Source organism: Microbacterium oxydans, from assembly GCF_000956525.1.
Lineage (GTDB): Bacteria > Actinomycetota > Actinomycetes > Actinomycetales > Microbacteriaceae > Microbacterium > Microbacterium oxydans_A.
Window position 1 is genome coordinate 1 of record NZ_JYIW01000016.1, and the last position, 15,785, is coordinate 15,785.

At 68.7% G+C, this 15,785-nt stretch carries 16 protein-coding genes; 8 read left to right on the plus strand and 8 right to left on the minus strand.

All coding sequences use genetic code 11. The features are described 5' to 3' along the window. Window positions 1–175 precede the first annotated feature (175 nt). Genes RS83_RS01890 through RS83_RS01900 form a run of 3 tightly spaced genes read right to left on the minus strand, consistent with a single transcriptional unit; the run spans window position 176 to window position 2,372 of the window. Window positions 176–988: a GntR family transcriptional regulator gene (locus RS83_RS01890; protein ID WP_045277820.1), complete on the minus strand. Its 813-nt coding sequence runs from the start codon at window positions 986–988 to the stop codon at window positions 176–178. A 1-nt stretch (window position 989) separates the two neighbouring features. Further along, window positions 990–1,394 carry a D-ribose pyranase gene (rbsD, locus tag RS83_RS01895; protein ID WP_045277821.1) on the minus strand — a complete coding sequence of 135 codons (405 nt, stop codon included), beginning with the start codon at window positions 1,392–1,394 and terminating at the stop codon, window positions 990–992. A gap of 15 nt (window positions 1,395–1,409) precedes the next feature. Further along, entirely contained in the window at window positions 1,410–2,372 is a 963-nt protein-coding gene (locus tag RS83_RS01900) for a ribokinase (protein WP_045277822.1), read from the minus strand. A 122-nt stretch (window positions 2,373–2,494) separates the two neighbouring features. Here RS83_RS01900 and RS83_RS01905 point away from each other — a divergent pair, with 122 nt between their 5' ends. After that, complete coding sequence (locus tag RS83_RS01905) at window positions 2,495–3,157, plus strand: transaldolase family protein (RefSeq protein WP_045277823.1); 663 nt, start codon at window positions 2,495–2,497, stop codon at window positions 3,155–3,157. A 179-nt stretch (window positions 3,158–3,336) separates the two neighbouring features. Here RS83_RS01905 and RS83_RS01910 read toward each other — a convergent pair whose 3' ends face one another. Further along, window positions 3,337–4,014: a FadR/GntR family transcriptional regulator gene (locus RS83_RS01910; RefSeq protein WP_045277824.1), complete on the minus strand. Its 678-nt coding sequence runs from the start codon at window positions 4,012–4,014 to the stop codon at window positions 3,337–3,339. A gap of 46 nt (window positions 4,015–4,060) precedes the next feature. Here RS83_RS01910 and RS83_RS01915 point away from each other — a divergent pair, with 46 nt between their 5' ends. Continuing rightward, on the plus strand, window positions 4,061–5,026 hold the full coding sequence (locus tag RS83_RS01915) for an amidohydrolase family protein (protein WP_045277825.1): 966 nt from the start codon (window positions 4,061–4,063) through the stop codon (window positions 5,024–5,026). A 132-nt stretch (window positions 5,027–5,158) separates the two neighbouring features. Here the strand turns inward: RS83_RS01915 and RS83_RS01920 are convergent, their stop codons facing one another. The 3 genes from RS83_RS01920 to RS83_RS01930 all read right to left on the minus strand — a co-directional run bounded on the left by RS83_RS01920 (window position 5,159) and on the right by RS83_RS01930 (window position 7,936). After that, a complete protein-coding gene (locus RS83_RS01920) occupies window positions 5,159–6,145 on the minus strand; it encodes a hypothetical protein (protein WP_156153081.1) in 987 nt (328 codons plus the stop codon). Window positions 6,146–6,326: 181 nt separating this feature from the next. Then, on the minus strand, window positions 6,327–7,094 hold the full coding sequence (locus tag RS83_RS01925; RefSeq protein ID WP_045277827.1) for an SDR family NAD(P)-dependent oxidoreductase: 768 nt from the start codon (window positions 7,092–7,094) through the stop codon (window positions 6,327–6,329). Then, the gene (locus tag RS83_RS01930) at window positions 7,076–7,936 is read right to left on the minus strand and encodes a fumarylacetoacetate hydrolase family protein (RefSeq protein WP_045277828.1); all 861 of its coding nucleotides are present in this window, start codon (window positions 7,934–7,936) and stop codon (window positions 7,076–7,078) included. The genes RS83_RS01925 and RS83_RS01930 overlap by 19 nt, the downstream gene beginning before the upstream one ends. A 121-nt stretch (window positions 7,937–8,057) precedes the next feature. Between RS83_RS01930 and RS83_RS01935 the strand changes: the two genes are divergently transcribed. The 3 genes from RS83_RS01935 to RS83_RS01945 are packed head-to-tail and all read left to right on the plus strand — an operon-like array spanning window position 8,058 to window position 10,794. Continuing rightward, the gene (locus RS83_RS01935) at window positions 8,058–9,353 is read left to right on the plus strand and encodes an L-fuconate dehydratase (RefSeq protein ID WP_045277829.1); all 1,296 of its coding nucleotides are present in this window, start codon (window positions 8,058–8,060) and stop codon (window positions 9,351–9,353) included. Beyond that, window positions 9,340–10,317, plus strand: coding sequence for an aldo/keto reductase (locus tag RS83_RS01940; protein ID WP_045277830.1), 978 nt, complete (start codon window positions 9,340–9,342; stop codon window positions 10,315–10,317). The genes RS83_RS01935 and RS83_RS01940 overlap by 14 nt, the downstream gene beginning before the upstream one ends. 54 nt (window positions 10,318–10,371) lie before the next feature. After that, on the plus strand, window positions 10,372–10,794 hold the full coding sequence (locus RS83_RS01945) for an RbsD/FucU family protein (protein WP_045277831.1): 423 nt from the start codon (window positions 10,372–10,374) through the stop codon (window positions 10,792–10,794). A 102-nt stretch (window positions 10,795–10,896) separates the two neighbouring features. Here RS83_RS01945 and RS83_RS01950 read toward each other — a convergent pair whose 3' ends face one another. After that, window positions 10,897–11,898, minus strand: coding sequence for a LacI family DNA-binding transcriptional regulator (locus tag RS83_RS01950; RefSeq protein ID WP_045277832.1), 1,002 nt, complete (start codon window positions 11,896–11,898; stop codon window positions 10,897–10,899). Window positions 11,899–12,091: 193 nt separating this feature from the next. Here RS83_RS01950 and RS83_RS01955 point away from each other — a divergent pair, with 193 nt between their 5' ends. From RS83_RS01955 to RS83_RS01965, 3 genes are all read left to right on the plus strand, one after another. After that, complete coding sequence (locus RS83_RS01955; RefSeq protein ID WP_045277833.1) at window positions 12,092–12,961, plus strand: sugar phosphate isomerase/epimerase family protein; 870 nt, start codon at window positions 12,092–12,094, stop codon at window positions 12,959–12,961. 188 nt (window positions 12,962–13,149) lie between these two features. Continuing rightward, complete coding sequence (locus RS83_RS01960; RefSeq protein ID WP_045277834.1) at window positions 13,150–14,652, plus strand: sugar ABC transporter ATP-binding protein; 1,503 nt, start codon at window positions 13,150–13,152, stop codon at window positions 14,650–14,652. After that, on the plus strand, window positions 14,652–15,686 hold the full coding sequence (locus RS83_RS01965) for an ABC transporter permease (RefSeq protein ID WP_197072045.1): 1,035 nt from the start codon (window positions 14,652–14,654) through the stop codon (window positions 15,684–15,686). Before RS83_RS01960 ends, RS83_RS01965 begins: the two co-directional genes overlap by 1 nt. Window positions 15,687–15,785: the final 99 nt, after the last annotated feature.

Here is a 15,785-nt window from a genome sequence, read left to right on the forward strand (position 1 = left end):
GAGGGGAGGGGCCGCGCCGCTGAGCGGGGGAGCCAGCGGGGCGATCCTCGGCGCGGTCCAGGACGACGGCGTCGCGGCATCCGATGGTGCAGGCGGAACGACCCGGTTCGGATCGGCGTCTGCTGTCTGGTCGTCGTTCATCGCGTCCCCCCGGTGCGCGTGTGCCCTGCTCGTCTCAGCTCACGGTACCCGCACGGGATGCCCCGCCGTCGCCGTCGATGTGCAGCAGCGAAGCCTGCGACTGCTCCTGCTGCAACTGGAACTCGAAGCGCGAGCGGTCGCCGCGGTGATACGCCACGAAGTACTCGATCGGCGCGCCGCCCTCGCCACGGCTCACGCTGCGCAGCCGCAGCAGCGCTGAACCGGCGCTGACACCGAGGTGCTGCGCCTGCTCGTGGGTCGCGACGGTCGCCTCGGCCGAGCGGACGCCGCTCGTCGCGATGACGCCGTTCTCGGCCAGCAGCCGGTAGAGCGAGCGCTCGGCCAGGTCGACGTCGAGCGTGCCGGCGCCGACGTGCTCCGGCATCCAGGTCGTGGAGAGCGACCAGGGCTCGCCGTCGACGTGCCGCAGGCGTTCGAGCACGACGAGGGGAGCGCCGACCGGCACCTCGAGCGCGCGCGCGATCTCCTCATCCGCCGCAGTGCGCTCGTGCCGCAACACGTCGCTGTGCACGTGGCCGCCACGCCGCTCGACATCGTCGTACAGGCCGACCAGGGTGTGCACGAGGCTCTCACTGGTGCGAGGGCGCGAGACGAACGTGCCCTTGCCCTTGACCCGTTCGACGAGTCCTTCGTGCTCGAGCTGCGCGAGCGCCTGACGCACCACGGTGCGGGAGATGCCGTAGCGCTCGCACAGGCGGTGCTCGCCCGGCAGCGGGTCGCCCGGCTGCAGCCCGTCGCGGGCGATGCCGTCGATGATCAGCTGACGCAGCTGGTCGTACATGGGTGCTGCGGAATGGCGGTCGATCGCGTCGTCGGTGATGGTCATGTCAGTACGCCACCCCCGCGTGCAGGATGACGTTCGCATAGGGTGTGAACTCGCCGGAGCGGACGAACGCACGAGCGCCGTGCGTGAGCGACTTGAACTCGACGTGCGGGATCAGCGTGATCTCGAAGTCCATCCCGGCGAAGCGCTCACGCAGCGCGGCGAGCACTTCTGGGCTCTGCGTGGCGACCTCTTCCGACACCGTCGCGCCCTCGATCACCAGCTCGGCGAGCACGGTGTCGAGCACATCGAGGAACGCGGGAGCGCCGGGGCGGTAGGCGAGGTCGATCCGCTCCGCGCCCGGCGGGATCGGCAGCCCGGCATCCGTCACGACCAGCATGTCGGTGTGCCCGGTCTCGCTGATCACGCGAGACAGTGCGGGGTTGATCGTGGTGGCGGACTTGCGCATCAGGTGCTCCGGTTCTCAGTTCGCGGCGTGCGCGGATTCACGGTCGGTGAGGAAGGCGTCGACCTCGGCCCGCAACGGCAGGCTGGGCGAGGCGCCCTGCTTCGTGACGGTCAGTGCGCCGGCGGCCGTCGCCAGGCGCACGGCTTCGGTGAGGGTGCGGCCGTTCGCGAGCGCGGCGCCGAGATAGCCGGCGTACGCGTCGCCCGCGGCGGTCGTGTCGACGGGCTCGACCGGGAACGGTGCGACCACGGTCGTGCCCTCCGCTGTCACGACGCACGAGCCCTGCCCGGCCAGCGTGATCACGGCCGCGCCGACGCCCTGATCGAGGAACCAGCGTCCGGCGAGTTCGGCCGATGCGGCATCCGTCACCTCGATGCCGCTGATCAGCGAGGCCTCGGTCTCGTTCGGCGTCACGATGTCGATGCTCTGCCAGACCTCGGCCGGCAGCGTCGCCGCAGGGGCAGGATCGAGGATCACGGTCATGCCGTGCTCGCGACCCCTCGCCGTGATGTGCGCCGTGAGGGCCGACGGCGTCTCGAGCTGCGTGAGCAGGACCGACGTGGTCGGGGCGAGGGCGGCGAGTGCAGCGTCGATCTGCTCGGTGCTGAGGGCGGCGTTCGCGAGCGGCACCATCACGATGTCGTTCTGCGCCGAGGCGTCGACACGGATATGCGCGATGCCGGTCGGACCAGGCACGGTGCGCAGATGCGTCAGGTCGACCCCGGCCTCGCTGAGACCGGCGACCACGAGGTCGTGGAACAGGTCGTCGCCCACGCAGCCGACGAAACTCGTGCGGGCGCCGGAGCGTCCGGCCGCAACCGCCTGGTTCGCGCCCTTGCCGCCGAGCATGAGGGTGAACTGATCGCCGAGGATCGTCTCTCCGCGGGCGGGCAGGCGCTGCGAGAAGGTGGTCACATCAGCGGTCACGCTGCCGACGATGACGACACCCGAACGGTCGCCTGGATGTGCGGGGGCCATGTCGCTCCTGATCTTCTTCGACAGCATGCTGGGCGGCCTCGACGTCTTTGACATCGCGGGTCGCCTGTCATTACATTAGCCGAAGCCGAACCTGTAACGACAGGTTCCCTTGAGGAGATCCGATGACTGCGATCGCACCCCGACTCTATGTCGACAGCGCCGACACCGACCGGGTCTCCCCCCTCCTCGTCGCCGGCGTGGTGCACGGGGTGACGACCAACCCGACGATCCTCGAGCGCGGCGGACGCGCCGCAGCGGAGATCCCCGACCTCTACGCGCGCTGGGAGTCGGAGGGCGCCGGCGAGATCTTCTTCCAGACCTGGGGCGGCGACACCGCCTCGTTCCTGCGCAACGCCGAAGGCATCCGTGCGCTCGGCGACCGCGTCGCGGTCAAGGTGCCGGCGACGGCCGCCGGGTTCGCCGCGGCATCCGCCCTGGTGCGCGACGGCGCCACCGTGCTCGTGACCGCCGTGTACTCGGTCGCCCAGGCGCTCGCCTGCGCCAGCATCGGCGCGCACTACATCGCGCCGTACCTCGGCAGGATGCGGGATGCCGGGATCGACGGCGACACCGTGATCGCCCGGATGCAGGAGGTGTGCGCCGGCAGCGGATCGAACGTGCTCGCCGCCTCGCTGCGCTCCGCCGACGACATCACGGGCCTGCGGCTCGCCGGCGTGCCGTACTTCACCGCCGCCCCCGACGTCATCGATCAGGTGCTGTTCGACGCGGTCAGCGACAGCTCGGCGGCGGAGTTCGACGCCGCGATGGTGCGGCTCGGGGCCTGACGGGTTTGGCCCTTCGGGGGGCTCAGCCCTTCGACAGGCTCAGGGACCCAGCCCTTCGACAGGCTCAGGGACCCAAGGGCTCAGGGACCCAGCCCTTCGACAGGCTCAGGGACCCAGCTGGGGAGGGGCCTTCGACAGGCTCAGGGGCCCAAGGGCTCAAGAACCCAGGGGGCGAGCGGTCAGGCGGATGCCGCCTGGCGCAGCCACCGCTCGACGCCGGCGATGTGAGCCGTCGCGAGGGAGGTGGCGAGTGAGGGGTCGTGCTGCGCGATCGCATCGGCGATGGCGCGGTGCTCCGACAGCGTGCGCTCGACCGCGCCGCCCTCGGTGAGGCCACGCCACACGCGAGCGCGCACGGTCTGACTGCTGAGGTGCTCGATCAGGCTCGCGAGGTAGGCGTTGCCGGCCATCCGGACGATCTCCCGGTGGAAGCGGATGTCGTGCTCGACGAGCTCCTCGATGCTGACGGAGGCATCGATCGCCTCGACCTCGGCGATCAGCTCGGCGATCTCCTCACCGGTGCCGAGGGTGGCGGCGAGTCCGGTGGCCTGCGATTCCAGCATCCGTCGCACCGCGAAGATCTCGAGCATCGAGCCGTCGTCGTGCATGTCGACGACGAACGAGATCGCCTCGAGCAGCAGGTGCGGCTCCAGGCTCGTCACGTAGGTGCCGTCGCCGCGGCGCACGTCGAGCACCCGGATCACCTCGAGCGCCTTCACGGCTTCGCGCATCGAGTTGCGGGAGAGGCCGAGGCGCTCAGACAGCTCCTTCTCCGGAGGAAGTCGATCGCCGGGAGCCAGCTCACCCGACACGATCATGGCCTTGATCTTCTCGATCGCCTCGTCCGTCACTGCCATATCGACATCCTATCCATTGGTCGGATGTCTGAGGCAGGATGGTCGCATGCGCGTCATCGATTCACATCTGCACCTCTGGGACGAGGACGTCCTGACGTACACATGGCTGGACGGGCCCTACGCTCACCGCTTCGCTCAGCCCGAGCTCGACCAGGACCGATTGGCCGGGGCGAGCGAGGAGCGGGCGATCTTCGTGCAGGCCGAGACGGTCGCCGAGCAGTTCCTCGACGAGGTGCGCTGGGTCGAGCACCACGCCGATGCCCTGGGTGTGGTCGGCATCGTCGCCGGCGCTCGACTCGACCGCGGCGTCGACACCGTCACGCATCTCGGCGAGCTCTCAGCGCATCCGCTCGTACGCGGCGTGCGGCACGTGCTGCAGGACGACGATGACGGGCTCGCGATGTCGATGGCGTTCGTGACCGGCGCCCGTGAGCTCGCCGCGCGCGGCTGGACCTTCGACGCCTGCATCCGCGCATCGCAGGTTCCGGACATCGCCCGCCTCGCCGGCGCCATCCCCGAGCTGCAGATCGTGCTCGATCACCTCGGCAAGCCGGTGGTCGGCACGGCGGATGCTCCGGTGGGGCCGTCGCCGGAATGGGTGCGCGACCTCGACGAGCTGGCGCGGCATCCGAACACCGTCTGCAAGCTCTCCGGACTTCCGGCCGAGGCCGGCGGTACCTGGAGCGCAGCGCAGCTCGAGCCCTTCCTGGATGCGGCGGCCGACGCGTTCGGCGACCAGCGGCTGCTGTGGGGGAGCGACTGGCCGGTGTCGGCGATCGGTCCGGCCGAAACGGGTGATCCGCATGCGCCAGAGGACGGATCGGCGACCTACCAGCCGACCGCCCGCACGCGCTGGCTCGACGTCACTGTCGCCTGGGCGAACGCGCGGGGGCATGATGTCGACGCGATCCTCTGGGGCAATGCCGAGCGGTTCTACGGCACCGCCGCTGCACCCGAGGCGCCGGAGCGCGAGCGCCGCGGCATCCGGAGGTGGCTTCGCGGGGATCGCTGACGCTGGGCCGCCCTCTGGGCGTTCGGTTCCGGTCGCAGTTCGTGCCGCCCGGTTCGGGTCCGCCCGCGCTCCGGTCGCAGTTCGTGCCGCCCGGTCGACGCGGAGGCGGCAGCAACTTCGACCGGAAGCGGGTCACTGCGGCGCCGGCGACGCAGCGAGGGCGCCTCGGATCCGATCGATCAGCGCATCGGGGCGCGCGAGCAGGACGCTCGTGACCTCGATCACCGTCCATCCAGCAGCCCGGAGCGCGGCGAGACGCTCGACATCCTCCGCATAGCGCCGAGCGTGGAGCAGGCTCTGATACTCGATGCCGACCTTCTGCGCGGGATACGCGAGGTCGATGCAGGCGATGAACCTGCCGTGGTCGTCGTGGACATCGATGTTGAGTTCCGGCTCGGGCAGCCCTGACCAGACGATGCGGCACCGCAGCTCCGACTCGCGTGCCGACCAGGAGTCCTCGCGGATGAGGTCGATGGCCTGTCGCAGCCGAGCGGCGCCGACCCGGCGCCCGTCCTCGACAGCACCTCGCAGCAGCTCGACCGTGGAGTACGGGGCGCGACCGGCATCCGGTCGCCCGAATCCGGGCCGCTGGACCCGGCAGAAGTAGTCGCCGAGAGCGACGAGATCGATCAGTCTCCACATCCCGAGGCCGGCGAACGTCACCTCCGGGCTCGCGACAGTCAGACCAGGGGGCCGGACGAGGCGTGCAGCAGGCGCCCGGAGCCGAGGCGATCGCACGCCGGATGCTCGGACGAGCGGACCATCGCCGAGGGTGCTGACGTGCACCGGAAGCAGGTGGCCATCCGCCGGCCTCCCGCCGGAGACGGCCAGCGGCGTCGGGCCGCCCCAGATGGCGACGGCACTCTCGTGGCTCAGGAACTGATCCGTTCGCAGCCGGGGGCCGTACTCGTACGCGCGGATGCGGCGCTCGAGCTGCTGTCGTGCGAAGGGATCGAGCTCGTCGTGATCGGCGGGAGAGCGGACCCTCGTCCGCACGCCGCGGAACGGGGTCTCGAGGTCGCGTCGGCGGAGGCGACCGGCATCCGTTCCGGCATCCAATGCCTGTCGTACCGTGAATGAGGTGCCGAGCTCTGCGGGCAACGGGCGTGGTCGGGTCATCGCGCCACGATCGCAGGCTCGGACGGATGCCGGTTCGGCTCTCCACAGGCGGCCGGGGCGTTCGGTTCCGGTCGCAGTTCGTGCCGCCCCGACGCGCGGGAGGCGGCGGCAACTGCGACCGGAACCGACACGCGACCGGACGAGGCGGCAGCAACTGCGACCGGAAGCCGGCCGGGACGGCTCAGGCGTCGCGCAGGCGCAGCTGCGCCATTCCGCCGTCGACCTCGATGAACGTGCCGGTCGTCGACCCGGCGGCTGGGCTGACGAGGTAGGCGACCGCGGCCGCGACCTCCTGTGGCTGCACCAGGCGTCCGTGCGGCTGGCGAGCTTCGAGTGCGGCACGCTCGGCGGCCGGATCGGATGCCGCGTCGAGCAGCCGTCCGACCCAGGGGGTGTCGGCGGTGCCGGGGTTGACGGCGTTCACGCGGATGCCCTCGCGCAGGTGATCGGCGGCCATGGATCTGGTGAGACCCGTGACCGCGCCCTTCGAGGCGCTGTACAGCGCGCGCTGCGGCAGGCCGGTCGTCGAGGCGATGGATGCCGTGTTGCAGACCGCCGCCGCCGGCGACTTCCGCAGCCAGGGGAGGGCCGCCCCGGTGACGCGGGCGATGCCGGTGACGTTGACCGAGAGCACGCGGGCCCACTCGTCGTCGTCGTTCGCGGTGATGTCGCCGGTCGCGCCGATGCCCGCGTTGTTGACGACGATGTCGATGCGTCCGAACTGCGCTGCCACCGAGGCGACGGCCGCATCGACGCTCGCACGGTCGGAGATGTCGGCGGTGAACGCGGCGAAGGCCTCGCCGGCGTGCGTGATGTCGCGGTCGAGCACGGCGACCTGCGCGCCGTCGTCGTGCAGGCGCTGCGCGATCGCGGCACCGATGCCGGATGCGCCGCCGGTGACGATCGCGACGAGTCCGTCGAGCTGGCCGGTCACTTCTTCGCCTCCCATGCGACGAACTCCTGGCGCTGACGACCGAGGCCGTCGATCTCGACCTCGACCACATCGCCCGCGGCGAGGTAGGGGAAGTTGCCGGACAGCGCGACGCCCTGCGGGGTGCCGGTGAGGATCAGGTCGCCCGGCTCGAGGGTCACGTACTGCGAGAGGTGGTGCACGATGTGCTCGACCGTGAAGATCATGTCGCTCGTGTTCGAGTCCTGCCGCGGTTCGCCGTTCACGAAGCTGCGCAGCCCGAGTGCCTGGTGGTCGACCTCATCGGGGGTGACCAGCCACGGACCGGTCGGGTTGAACCCGGGAGCGATCTTGCCCTTCGACCACTGTCCGCCGGAGACCTCGATCTGGAAGGCGCGCTCGGAGACGTCGTTCGCGGCGACGAAGCCGGCGACGTGCGCGAGCGACTCCTCCGGTGAGTCGAGGTAGGAGGTGCGGGCGCCGATGACGATGCCGAGCTCGACCTCCCAGTCGGTCTTCTCGCTGCCGCGCGGGATCGTGACGGTGTCATAGGGGCCGACGACCGTGTTCGGGGTCTTCAGGAAGATGATCGGGATGCTCGGCGGCTGCGAGCCGGACTCGGCCGCGTGGGCCGCGTAGTTCATGCCGATGCAGATGACCGCGCTCGGGCGGGCGATCGGTGCGCCGACCCGGAGGGATGCCGCATCGGCCAGCTCCGGGAGCTCGCCTGCCGCGTGTGCCGCAGTGACGGCGGCACGGAAGTCACCGGCGAGGAAGTCACCGTTCACATCGGATGTCACGGCCCGAAGGTCGAAGAAATGGTCCCCTTCCACGAGGACGGGGATCTCGGCCCCAGGGTCGCCTAGCCGCGCGAACTTCATGATTCTCCTGTTTCGTCGGTCGGCCGCTCCAGAGCGACCTGCGTCGTTGACAGTATAGACATCGGATGTTTACACTCCAAGAGGTCTGCGTGAGTTTCGTTCGCGCATGAGAGGAACCCCCGTGAGCCGTATCGTCGCACTCGACACCACCGACATCCGCTTCCCCACGTCGCTCAGTCTCGACGGCTCGGATGCGATGAACCCCGACCCCGACTACTCGGCCGCCTACGTCATCGTGCGCACCGACGCCGAGGACGACATCGCCGGTCACGCGTTCGTCTTCACGATCGGTCGCGGCAACGACGTGCAGGTCGCCGCGATCGACGCGCTCGCGGGACACCTGGTCGGACGCGAGATCGAGCCGCTGCTGGATGACATGGGCGGGACGTTCCGCGACATCATCGGCGACTCGCAGCTGCGCTGGCTCGGCCCGGAGAAGGGCGTCATGCACATGGCGATCGGCGCGGTCATCAATGCGCTGTGGGACATCAAGGCGAAGCGCGCAGGGATGCCGCTCTGGCAGCTGCTCGCGCGGATGACGCCGGAGGAGATCGTCGACCTCGTCGACTTCCGCTACCTCACGAACGCCCTCACGCCCGAGGACGCGCTCGAGATCCTGCGGGCGGCGGAGCCGGGTCGCATCGAGCGCGAGCGCGAGCTGCTCGCCACCGGCTACCCGGGATACACCACGAGCCCCGGCTGGCTCGGGTACTCCGACGAGAAGCTCGAACGCCTCGCCCGCGAGGCGATGGCCGACGGGTTCACGCAGATCAAGCTGAAGGTCGGCGCCGACCTCGACGACGACATCCGACGCTTCCGCAAGGCGCGTGAGGTGTGCGGTCCCGACTTCCCGATCGCGATCGACGCGAACCAGCGCTGGGAGGTGTCGGAGGCGATCGAGTGGGTCAACGCGCTCGCCGAGTTCAACCCTGCGTGGGTCGAGGAGCCGACGAGTCCGGACGACGTGCTCGGGCACGCCGAGATCGCCCGCGGCATCGCGCCCATCCGGGTCGCCACCGGCGAGCACGCGCAGAACCGCGTCATCTTCAAGCAGCTGCTGCAGGCCGAGGCCATCTCGGTCATGCAGATCGATGCCGTTCGCGTCGCCGGCGTCAACGAGAACATCGCCAACCTGCTGCTCGCCGCGAAGTTCGGGGTGCCGGTCTGCCCGCACGCCGGCGGTGTCGGCCTGTGCGAGGCCGTGCAGCACCTGTCGATGTTCGACTTCGTCGCCGTCACCGGCACCCGCGAGGGGCGTCTGATCGAGTTCGTCGACCACCTGCACGAGCACTTCGTCGTGCCGACCGACATCCAGGGCGGGTCGTACATGGCGCCGACCGAACCAGGCGCGAGCATGGAGATGAAAGCGGACAGCATCGCGAAGTACACCTGGACGGGCGCACATGTCGTCTCCTGAGGCGTTCCCCCTCGGCATCCCGTCGCTCGGGTACGGTGCAGCGAACGTCGGGAACCTGTTCCGTGCGCTGAGCGACGACGAGGCCTGGGCCGTGCTGGATGCCGCGTGGGACAGCGGCATCCGATACTTCGACACGGCACCGCACTACGGACTCGGGCTGTCGGAGCGACGCCTCGGTGCCTTCCTGCAGACGAAGCCGCGCGACGAATTCGTGCTGTCGACCAAGGCGGGGCGCCTACTGCGCCCGAACCCCGAGCACGCCGGCGGCCTCGACACGGCGAACGAGTTCCACGTGCCGGACGACCTGCAGCGCGTGTGGGCCTTCTCGGCCGACGGCATCCGCACCAGCCTCGACGAGTCACGCGAGCGGCTCGGCATCGAGCGCATCGACCTGCTGTACCTGCACGACCCTGAGCGGCACGACCTCGACCTCGCACTCGCCGAGGCGTTCCCCGCGATGGAGCAGCTGCGGGCCGACGACGAGGTCGCTGCGATCGGGATCGGATCGATGGTGGCGGATGCGCTCGCCGCCGCCGTGCGCTCCGCCGACCTCGACCTGATCATGGTCGCCGGCCGCTACACACTGCTCGAGCAGCCCGCTGCCGTCGACGTGCTGCCGGCGTGCCGTGAGACCGGAACCGGGATCGTGGCGGCATCCGTCTTCAACTCAGGACTCCTCGCATCGAACGAGCCGCGCCGCGACGGGCGCTACGAGTACGGCCAGCTCCCGGATGCGCTGTGGGACCGGCTGGTGCGGATCGCAGCCGTGTGCGCTGACCACGGGGTGCCTCTGCCTGCGGCCGCGATCCAGTTCCCGCTGCAGGCCGCCGAGGTGCAGTCGGTCGTCGTCGGCGGCAGCCGCCCCGCACAGCTGCAGCAGAACGCCGAGTACGCCGCGCTCGAGATCCCCGCTGCGCTGTGGGAGCACCTCGCGTCCGAGCGGCTGATCCCGGCCACGGCCTGACCGCCCGTCGACCTGACCGACCGACCGCCGACCGTCTGACCGAGAGGAGCCACCGTGCTCGAAGGAATCCACCCGCTGCTCACCGGCGAGCTGCTGCTGCATCTCGACCGGATGGGGCACTCCGATTCGGTCGTGATCGCCGATGCGCACTTCCCGGCGTGGGGGCTGGGTGAGCGGGTCGTCGATCTGCCTGGCGCGACGACGCCGGAGGTCGTGGCGGCCATCCGCACGGTGCTGCCGCTCGACGATGCGCCGGGCATCGACCTGATGACCTCGGCCGACGGCGAGGTGCTCGACGTGCAGCACGAGCTCATGCGGGCGGCTGGAACCACGGTCGACACGACCCGTTTCGTCGAGCGCTTCGCCTACTACGACCTGGCGAAGACCGCGTATCTGCTCGTGCGCACCGGCGAGACGCGGAAATACGGCAACGCGCTGCTGCGCAAGGGCGTCGTCGGGCACGCGTCGCGTTCATGATTCAGCAAGAACGGCCGCGAATGGCCCGGATCGGCCGGTTTCGGGCGGGCGTACGAGAATCTTGCTGAATTGTGAACGCCGACCGGGCGAGCCTCGCCGCGTTCAGCGCCCGACGGTCGACTCGCGCACGATGAGCTCGGCGGCGAACGGCGTCATGGCCGGTGGCGGAGCGTCCGGCGCGGCGAGCTGTTGCAGCAGGACGGCGCCGGCCGCACGGCCGATCTCGTAGCCCGGCTGGCGGATGCTCGTCAGCGGCACGACGCTCTGATGTGCCTGGTCGACGTCGTCGAAGCCGACCAGGGCGATGTCCTCCGGCACGCGAACGCCGTGCCGGAGCAGTCCGGTGAGCACCCCGAGGGCCACCATGTCGTTGGCGGCGAAGACGGCATCAGGTCGCTGTGACACCGGCATCGCGATGATCGACTCGGCGGCGCGGAGGCCCTCTTCCGTGATCAGGGCCGGCACATCGTGCACGGTGACCTCGGCGTCGGTGCCGCCCGCGGCATCCTGCAGGCCGGCCAGCCGATCGTTGGACTGGCTGACGGTCGGGTTCCCGAGGAACAGGATGCGGCGGCGTCCGATCGACAGGAGGTGCTCGCCGGCGAGGCGTCCGCCGCCGTGGTCGTCGAACAGCACGGAGGCGACCTTCGACGACGCCGGGATCGGGCCGACGACGACCGATCGGATGCCGCGGTCTGCCAGCCGTTCGAGCTGCGGCACGACGTCGTCGTGCGGGTAGATCACGATGCCCTGCACCCGGTGCGCCTCGAACATCTCGATGTTGCGGCGCTCCTGCTCGCTGTCGCGGTTGCTGTTGCTGAAGAACAGCGACCAGCCGCCCTCGCGCGTGACGTCTTCCACGCCGCGCGAGAGTTCGTTGAAGTACGGCAGCCAGGCGTCGAGCAGGATCAGCGCGAGGGCCCTGCTGGAGCCGGCGCGAAGCTGCCGAGCGGACTCGTTCGGCACGAAGCCGAGCTCCTCGATCGCGGCCCGGACGCGTTCGCGGCTGGCGGCGCCGAGCACGTGCGGGTGGTTCAGGTAGTTCGAGACCGTCGACGACGAGACTCCGGCGAGTGCCGCCACGTCTTTCACGCTGGCCGGCATCGGGGCTCCTTCGTCTCGGTGGTCGCGCATGCGCATATGAGCGGTCGGCACAACAGTATCCCGTCGACTTGGCACGTGCCAAGAAAGTTCTTGACAGTCCGAGATGCGCCGACGTAGCTTGTGACCTAGCGCAACTTGGCACGTGCCAAGTCGCCGAGGCGATGGTGCCCCACACCCGTCTCCGAGAGGTCTCATGAACATCGGATGTCACGGGCTCGTCTGGACCGGGAACTTCGATGCCGACGGCATCCGGCTCTCGGTGGAGAAGACGAAGGAAGCCGGCTTCGACCTCATCGAGTTCCCGCTGATGGATCCGTTCTCCTTCGATGTCGCCGCCGCCAAGGCCGCGCTGGAGGAGCATGACCTCGCCGTGAGCGCATCGCTCGGGCTGTCGGAGGCGACGGATGTCACCAGCAGCGACCCCGAGATCGTCGCGGCCGGGGAAGCCCTGCTGCTCCGCGCGGTCGATGTGCTCGCCGAGCTCGGCGGCACGCACTTCTGCGGCGTGATCTACAGCGCCATGAAGAAGTACATGGAGCCGGTCACCGCCGAAGGGCTCGCGAGCAGCCGCCGCGCGATCGCGAAGGTCGCCGACCACGCAGCAGAGCGCGGCATCTCGGTCTCGCTCGAAGTGGTCAACCGCTACGAGACCAATGTGCTGAACACCGCGCGCCAGGCCATCGCCTACCTCGCCGAGATCGATCGGCCGAACCTCGGCATCCACCTCGACACGTACCACATGAACATCGAGGAGTCGGATATGTTCGCGCCGGTCCTCGATGCGCAGCCCAGCCTGCGGTACGTGCACATCGGCGAGAGTCACCGCGGCTATCTCGGCACCGGCACGGTCGACTTCGACACCTTCTTCAAGGCGCTCGGACGCATCGGCTACGACGGTCCGATCGTCTTCGAGTCGTTCTCGTCGGCGGTGGTCGCGCCGGATCTGAGCCGGATGCTCGGCATCTGGCGCAACCTCTGGACCGACAACGAAGAGCTCGGCGCACACGCGAACGCGTTCATCCGCGACAAGCTCATCGCCGTCGAGTCGATCCGACTGCACTGAGCGCGATCCGCGGGTCCTGAGCGAGCCGTGGCCAAGATGTTATTACAGGTCTTCCCATCCGGGTCGGCAATAGATACATTTAGATACAACTTGCGCAGAAAGTTGCGGAAGTGCAGAATTGATCCGATGTTTGCGGCTCGACCCGCAGGCGGCGGAAGTTCCGAACCTTCAAGGAAGCAGGTGAGCACATGAGTGATCCCATTCTCAAAGTCGATGGCATCAGCAAGGGATTCCCCGGTGTGCAGGCGCTCAAGGACGTGCACCTCGAGGTGCGCTCCGGCGAGGTGCTCGTGCTCGTCGGCGAGAACGGCGCAGGCAAGTCCACGCTCATGAAGATCCTCTCCGGGATCTACACCAAGGACGAGGGCACGATCACGTTCGAGGGTCGGGAGGTGGAGCTCACCAGCCCCCTGCAGGCGCAGGAGCTCGGCGTCACGATCATCCATCAGGAACTCAACCTGATGCCCGATCTCACCGTGGCGCAGAACATCTATGTCGGCCGTGAGCCCAAGACCGGGCCGTTCCTGTCGGAGCGCAAGCTCAACGTGCAGACCGCCGAGCTCCTCGGCCGGCTCGACATCCGCCTGAACCCGAAGCAGCTCGTCGGCGAGCTCACGGTCGCCGAGCAGCAGATGGTCGAGATCGCCAAGGCGCTGTCGTTCAACGCCAAGGTCCTGATCATGGACGAGCCGACGTCTGCACTCACCGACTCCGAGGTCGAGACCCTGTTCGTGCTGATCGAGCAGCTCAAGGCGCGCGGCACCGGCATCGTCTACATCTCGCACCGCATGGACGAACTCCGTCGTCTCGCCGACCGGGTCACCGTGCTCCGCGACGGCTCATACATCGGATCACTCGAGAAGTCCGAGGTCAGCATCCCGAAGATCATCGAGATGATGGTCGGCCGCGTGATCGACGAGGGAACCCGCCCGCAGGCGCGCGACCACGCCAACGACCCGATCGTCCTCGACGTGCAGGGGTTGTCGACCAAGGAGCTCCTGAAGGACGTCTCCTTCCAGCTGCACCGCGGCGAGATCCTCGGATTCGCCGGCCTCATGGGCGCCGGTCGCACCGAGACCGCGCGAGCGGTCATCGGCGCCGACCATCGCGACGCCGGGTCGATCGCCATCAGCGGACGGCAGGTGCGGATCTCGCAGCCGGCGGATGCCGTGAAGCACGGCGTCGGATACCTCTCCGAGGACCGCAAGCTGCTCGGTCTCATGCTCGAGCAGGACGTGACGTTCAACACCGTGCTCGCCTCGCTCGAGTCGTACGCCAACGGCATCGGCTGGATGGGCGACAGCAAGGCGAAGAACCGCACCAAGGAGTACGTGCAGCAGCTGCGGGTCAAGACGCCGTCGGTGAACCAGGTCGTCAAGCTCCTCTCCGGAGGGAACCAGCAGAAGGTCGTCATCGCCCGCTGGCTGATGCGCGACTGCGACATCCTCATCTTCGACGAGCCGACCAGAGGGATCGACGTCGGCGCCAAGGAAGAGATCTACCGCCTGATGCAGCAGCTCGCTGACCAGGGCAAGTCCATCATCGTCATCTCATCGGAGCTCCCGGAGATCCTCCGTGTCGCGAACCGCATCGCGGTCTTCGCGAACGGCCGCATCACCGGAACGCTCCGCAACGAGGAAGCAAGCCAGGAGAAGATCATGCAACTCGCAGCCCACGGGGAGGAAGACTGATGAGCAGCCCGCAGCAGTCCGGGTCGTCGACGACGACGATCATCAACACCGCGCTCAACGAGAACACCGACAAGCGCGACATCGGCGGGTTCCTCAAGCGCCAGCTCCAGCAGTCGCTCGCCTTCGGCACCCTGATCGTGCTGGTGATCTTCTTCTCGATCGCCAGCCCGAACTTCTTCACCTTCAGCAACATCGCCACCGTGCTGCTGTCGACCGCCGTCATCGGCATCCTCGCGCTCGGCACGACCTTCGTCATCATCACCGGCGGCATCGACCTCTCGATCGGCACCGGCATGGCGCTCTGCGCCGTCATGACGGGTGTGTTCGTGACGAACATGGGGCTCCCGGTCTGGGTCGGCGTCATCGGCGGTGTGCTGACCGGCGTGCTGATGGGGCTCGTGAACGGCGTGAACATCACGTTCCTCCGGCTCCCTCCGTTCATCGCGACGCTCGCGATGATGATGATCGCCGGCGGACTCGCCCTCGTCATCTCGAACGTCTCGCCGATCTACTTCTCCACCTCGGCACCCGACTTCAAGAAGATCGCACTCGGCGTGATCATCCCCGGCATCCCGAACGCCGTGCTGATCACCGCCGTGGCCGCGATCATCGCCTGGCTCGTGCTGTCGAAGACCCTTCTCGGCCGCTACACGTTCGCGATCGGCTCGAACGAGGAGGCCACCCGCCTCTCGGGCGTGAACACGCGTCGCTGGACGATCCTGATCTACATGTTCGCCGGCGCCTTCACCGGCATCGCCGGCATCGTGATCGCCGCCCGCCTCGACTCGGCCCAGCCGCAGATCGGCACCGGCTACGAGCTGCAGGCGATCGCCGCAGTCATCATCGGCGGCACCTCGCTGCTCGGCGGACGAGGCTCGATCCTCGGCACCGTGATCGGTGCGCTGATCATGAGCGTGCTCGTCAACGGTCTGCGCATCATGTCGATCCAGTCCGAGTGGCAGAACATCGTCGTCGGCATCGTCGTGCTGCTGGCCGTGTTCCTCGACTCGCTGCGCAACCGCCAGCGGACCTGACCTGCACCTCCACCCGACCCAACTCAATACGCACCACGAACTGAATACGCACCAAGACATCCCCGTCGGTCCTGACCGGCACTCACAGAGAACAATGGA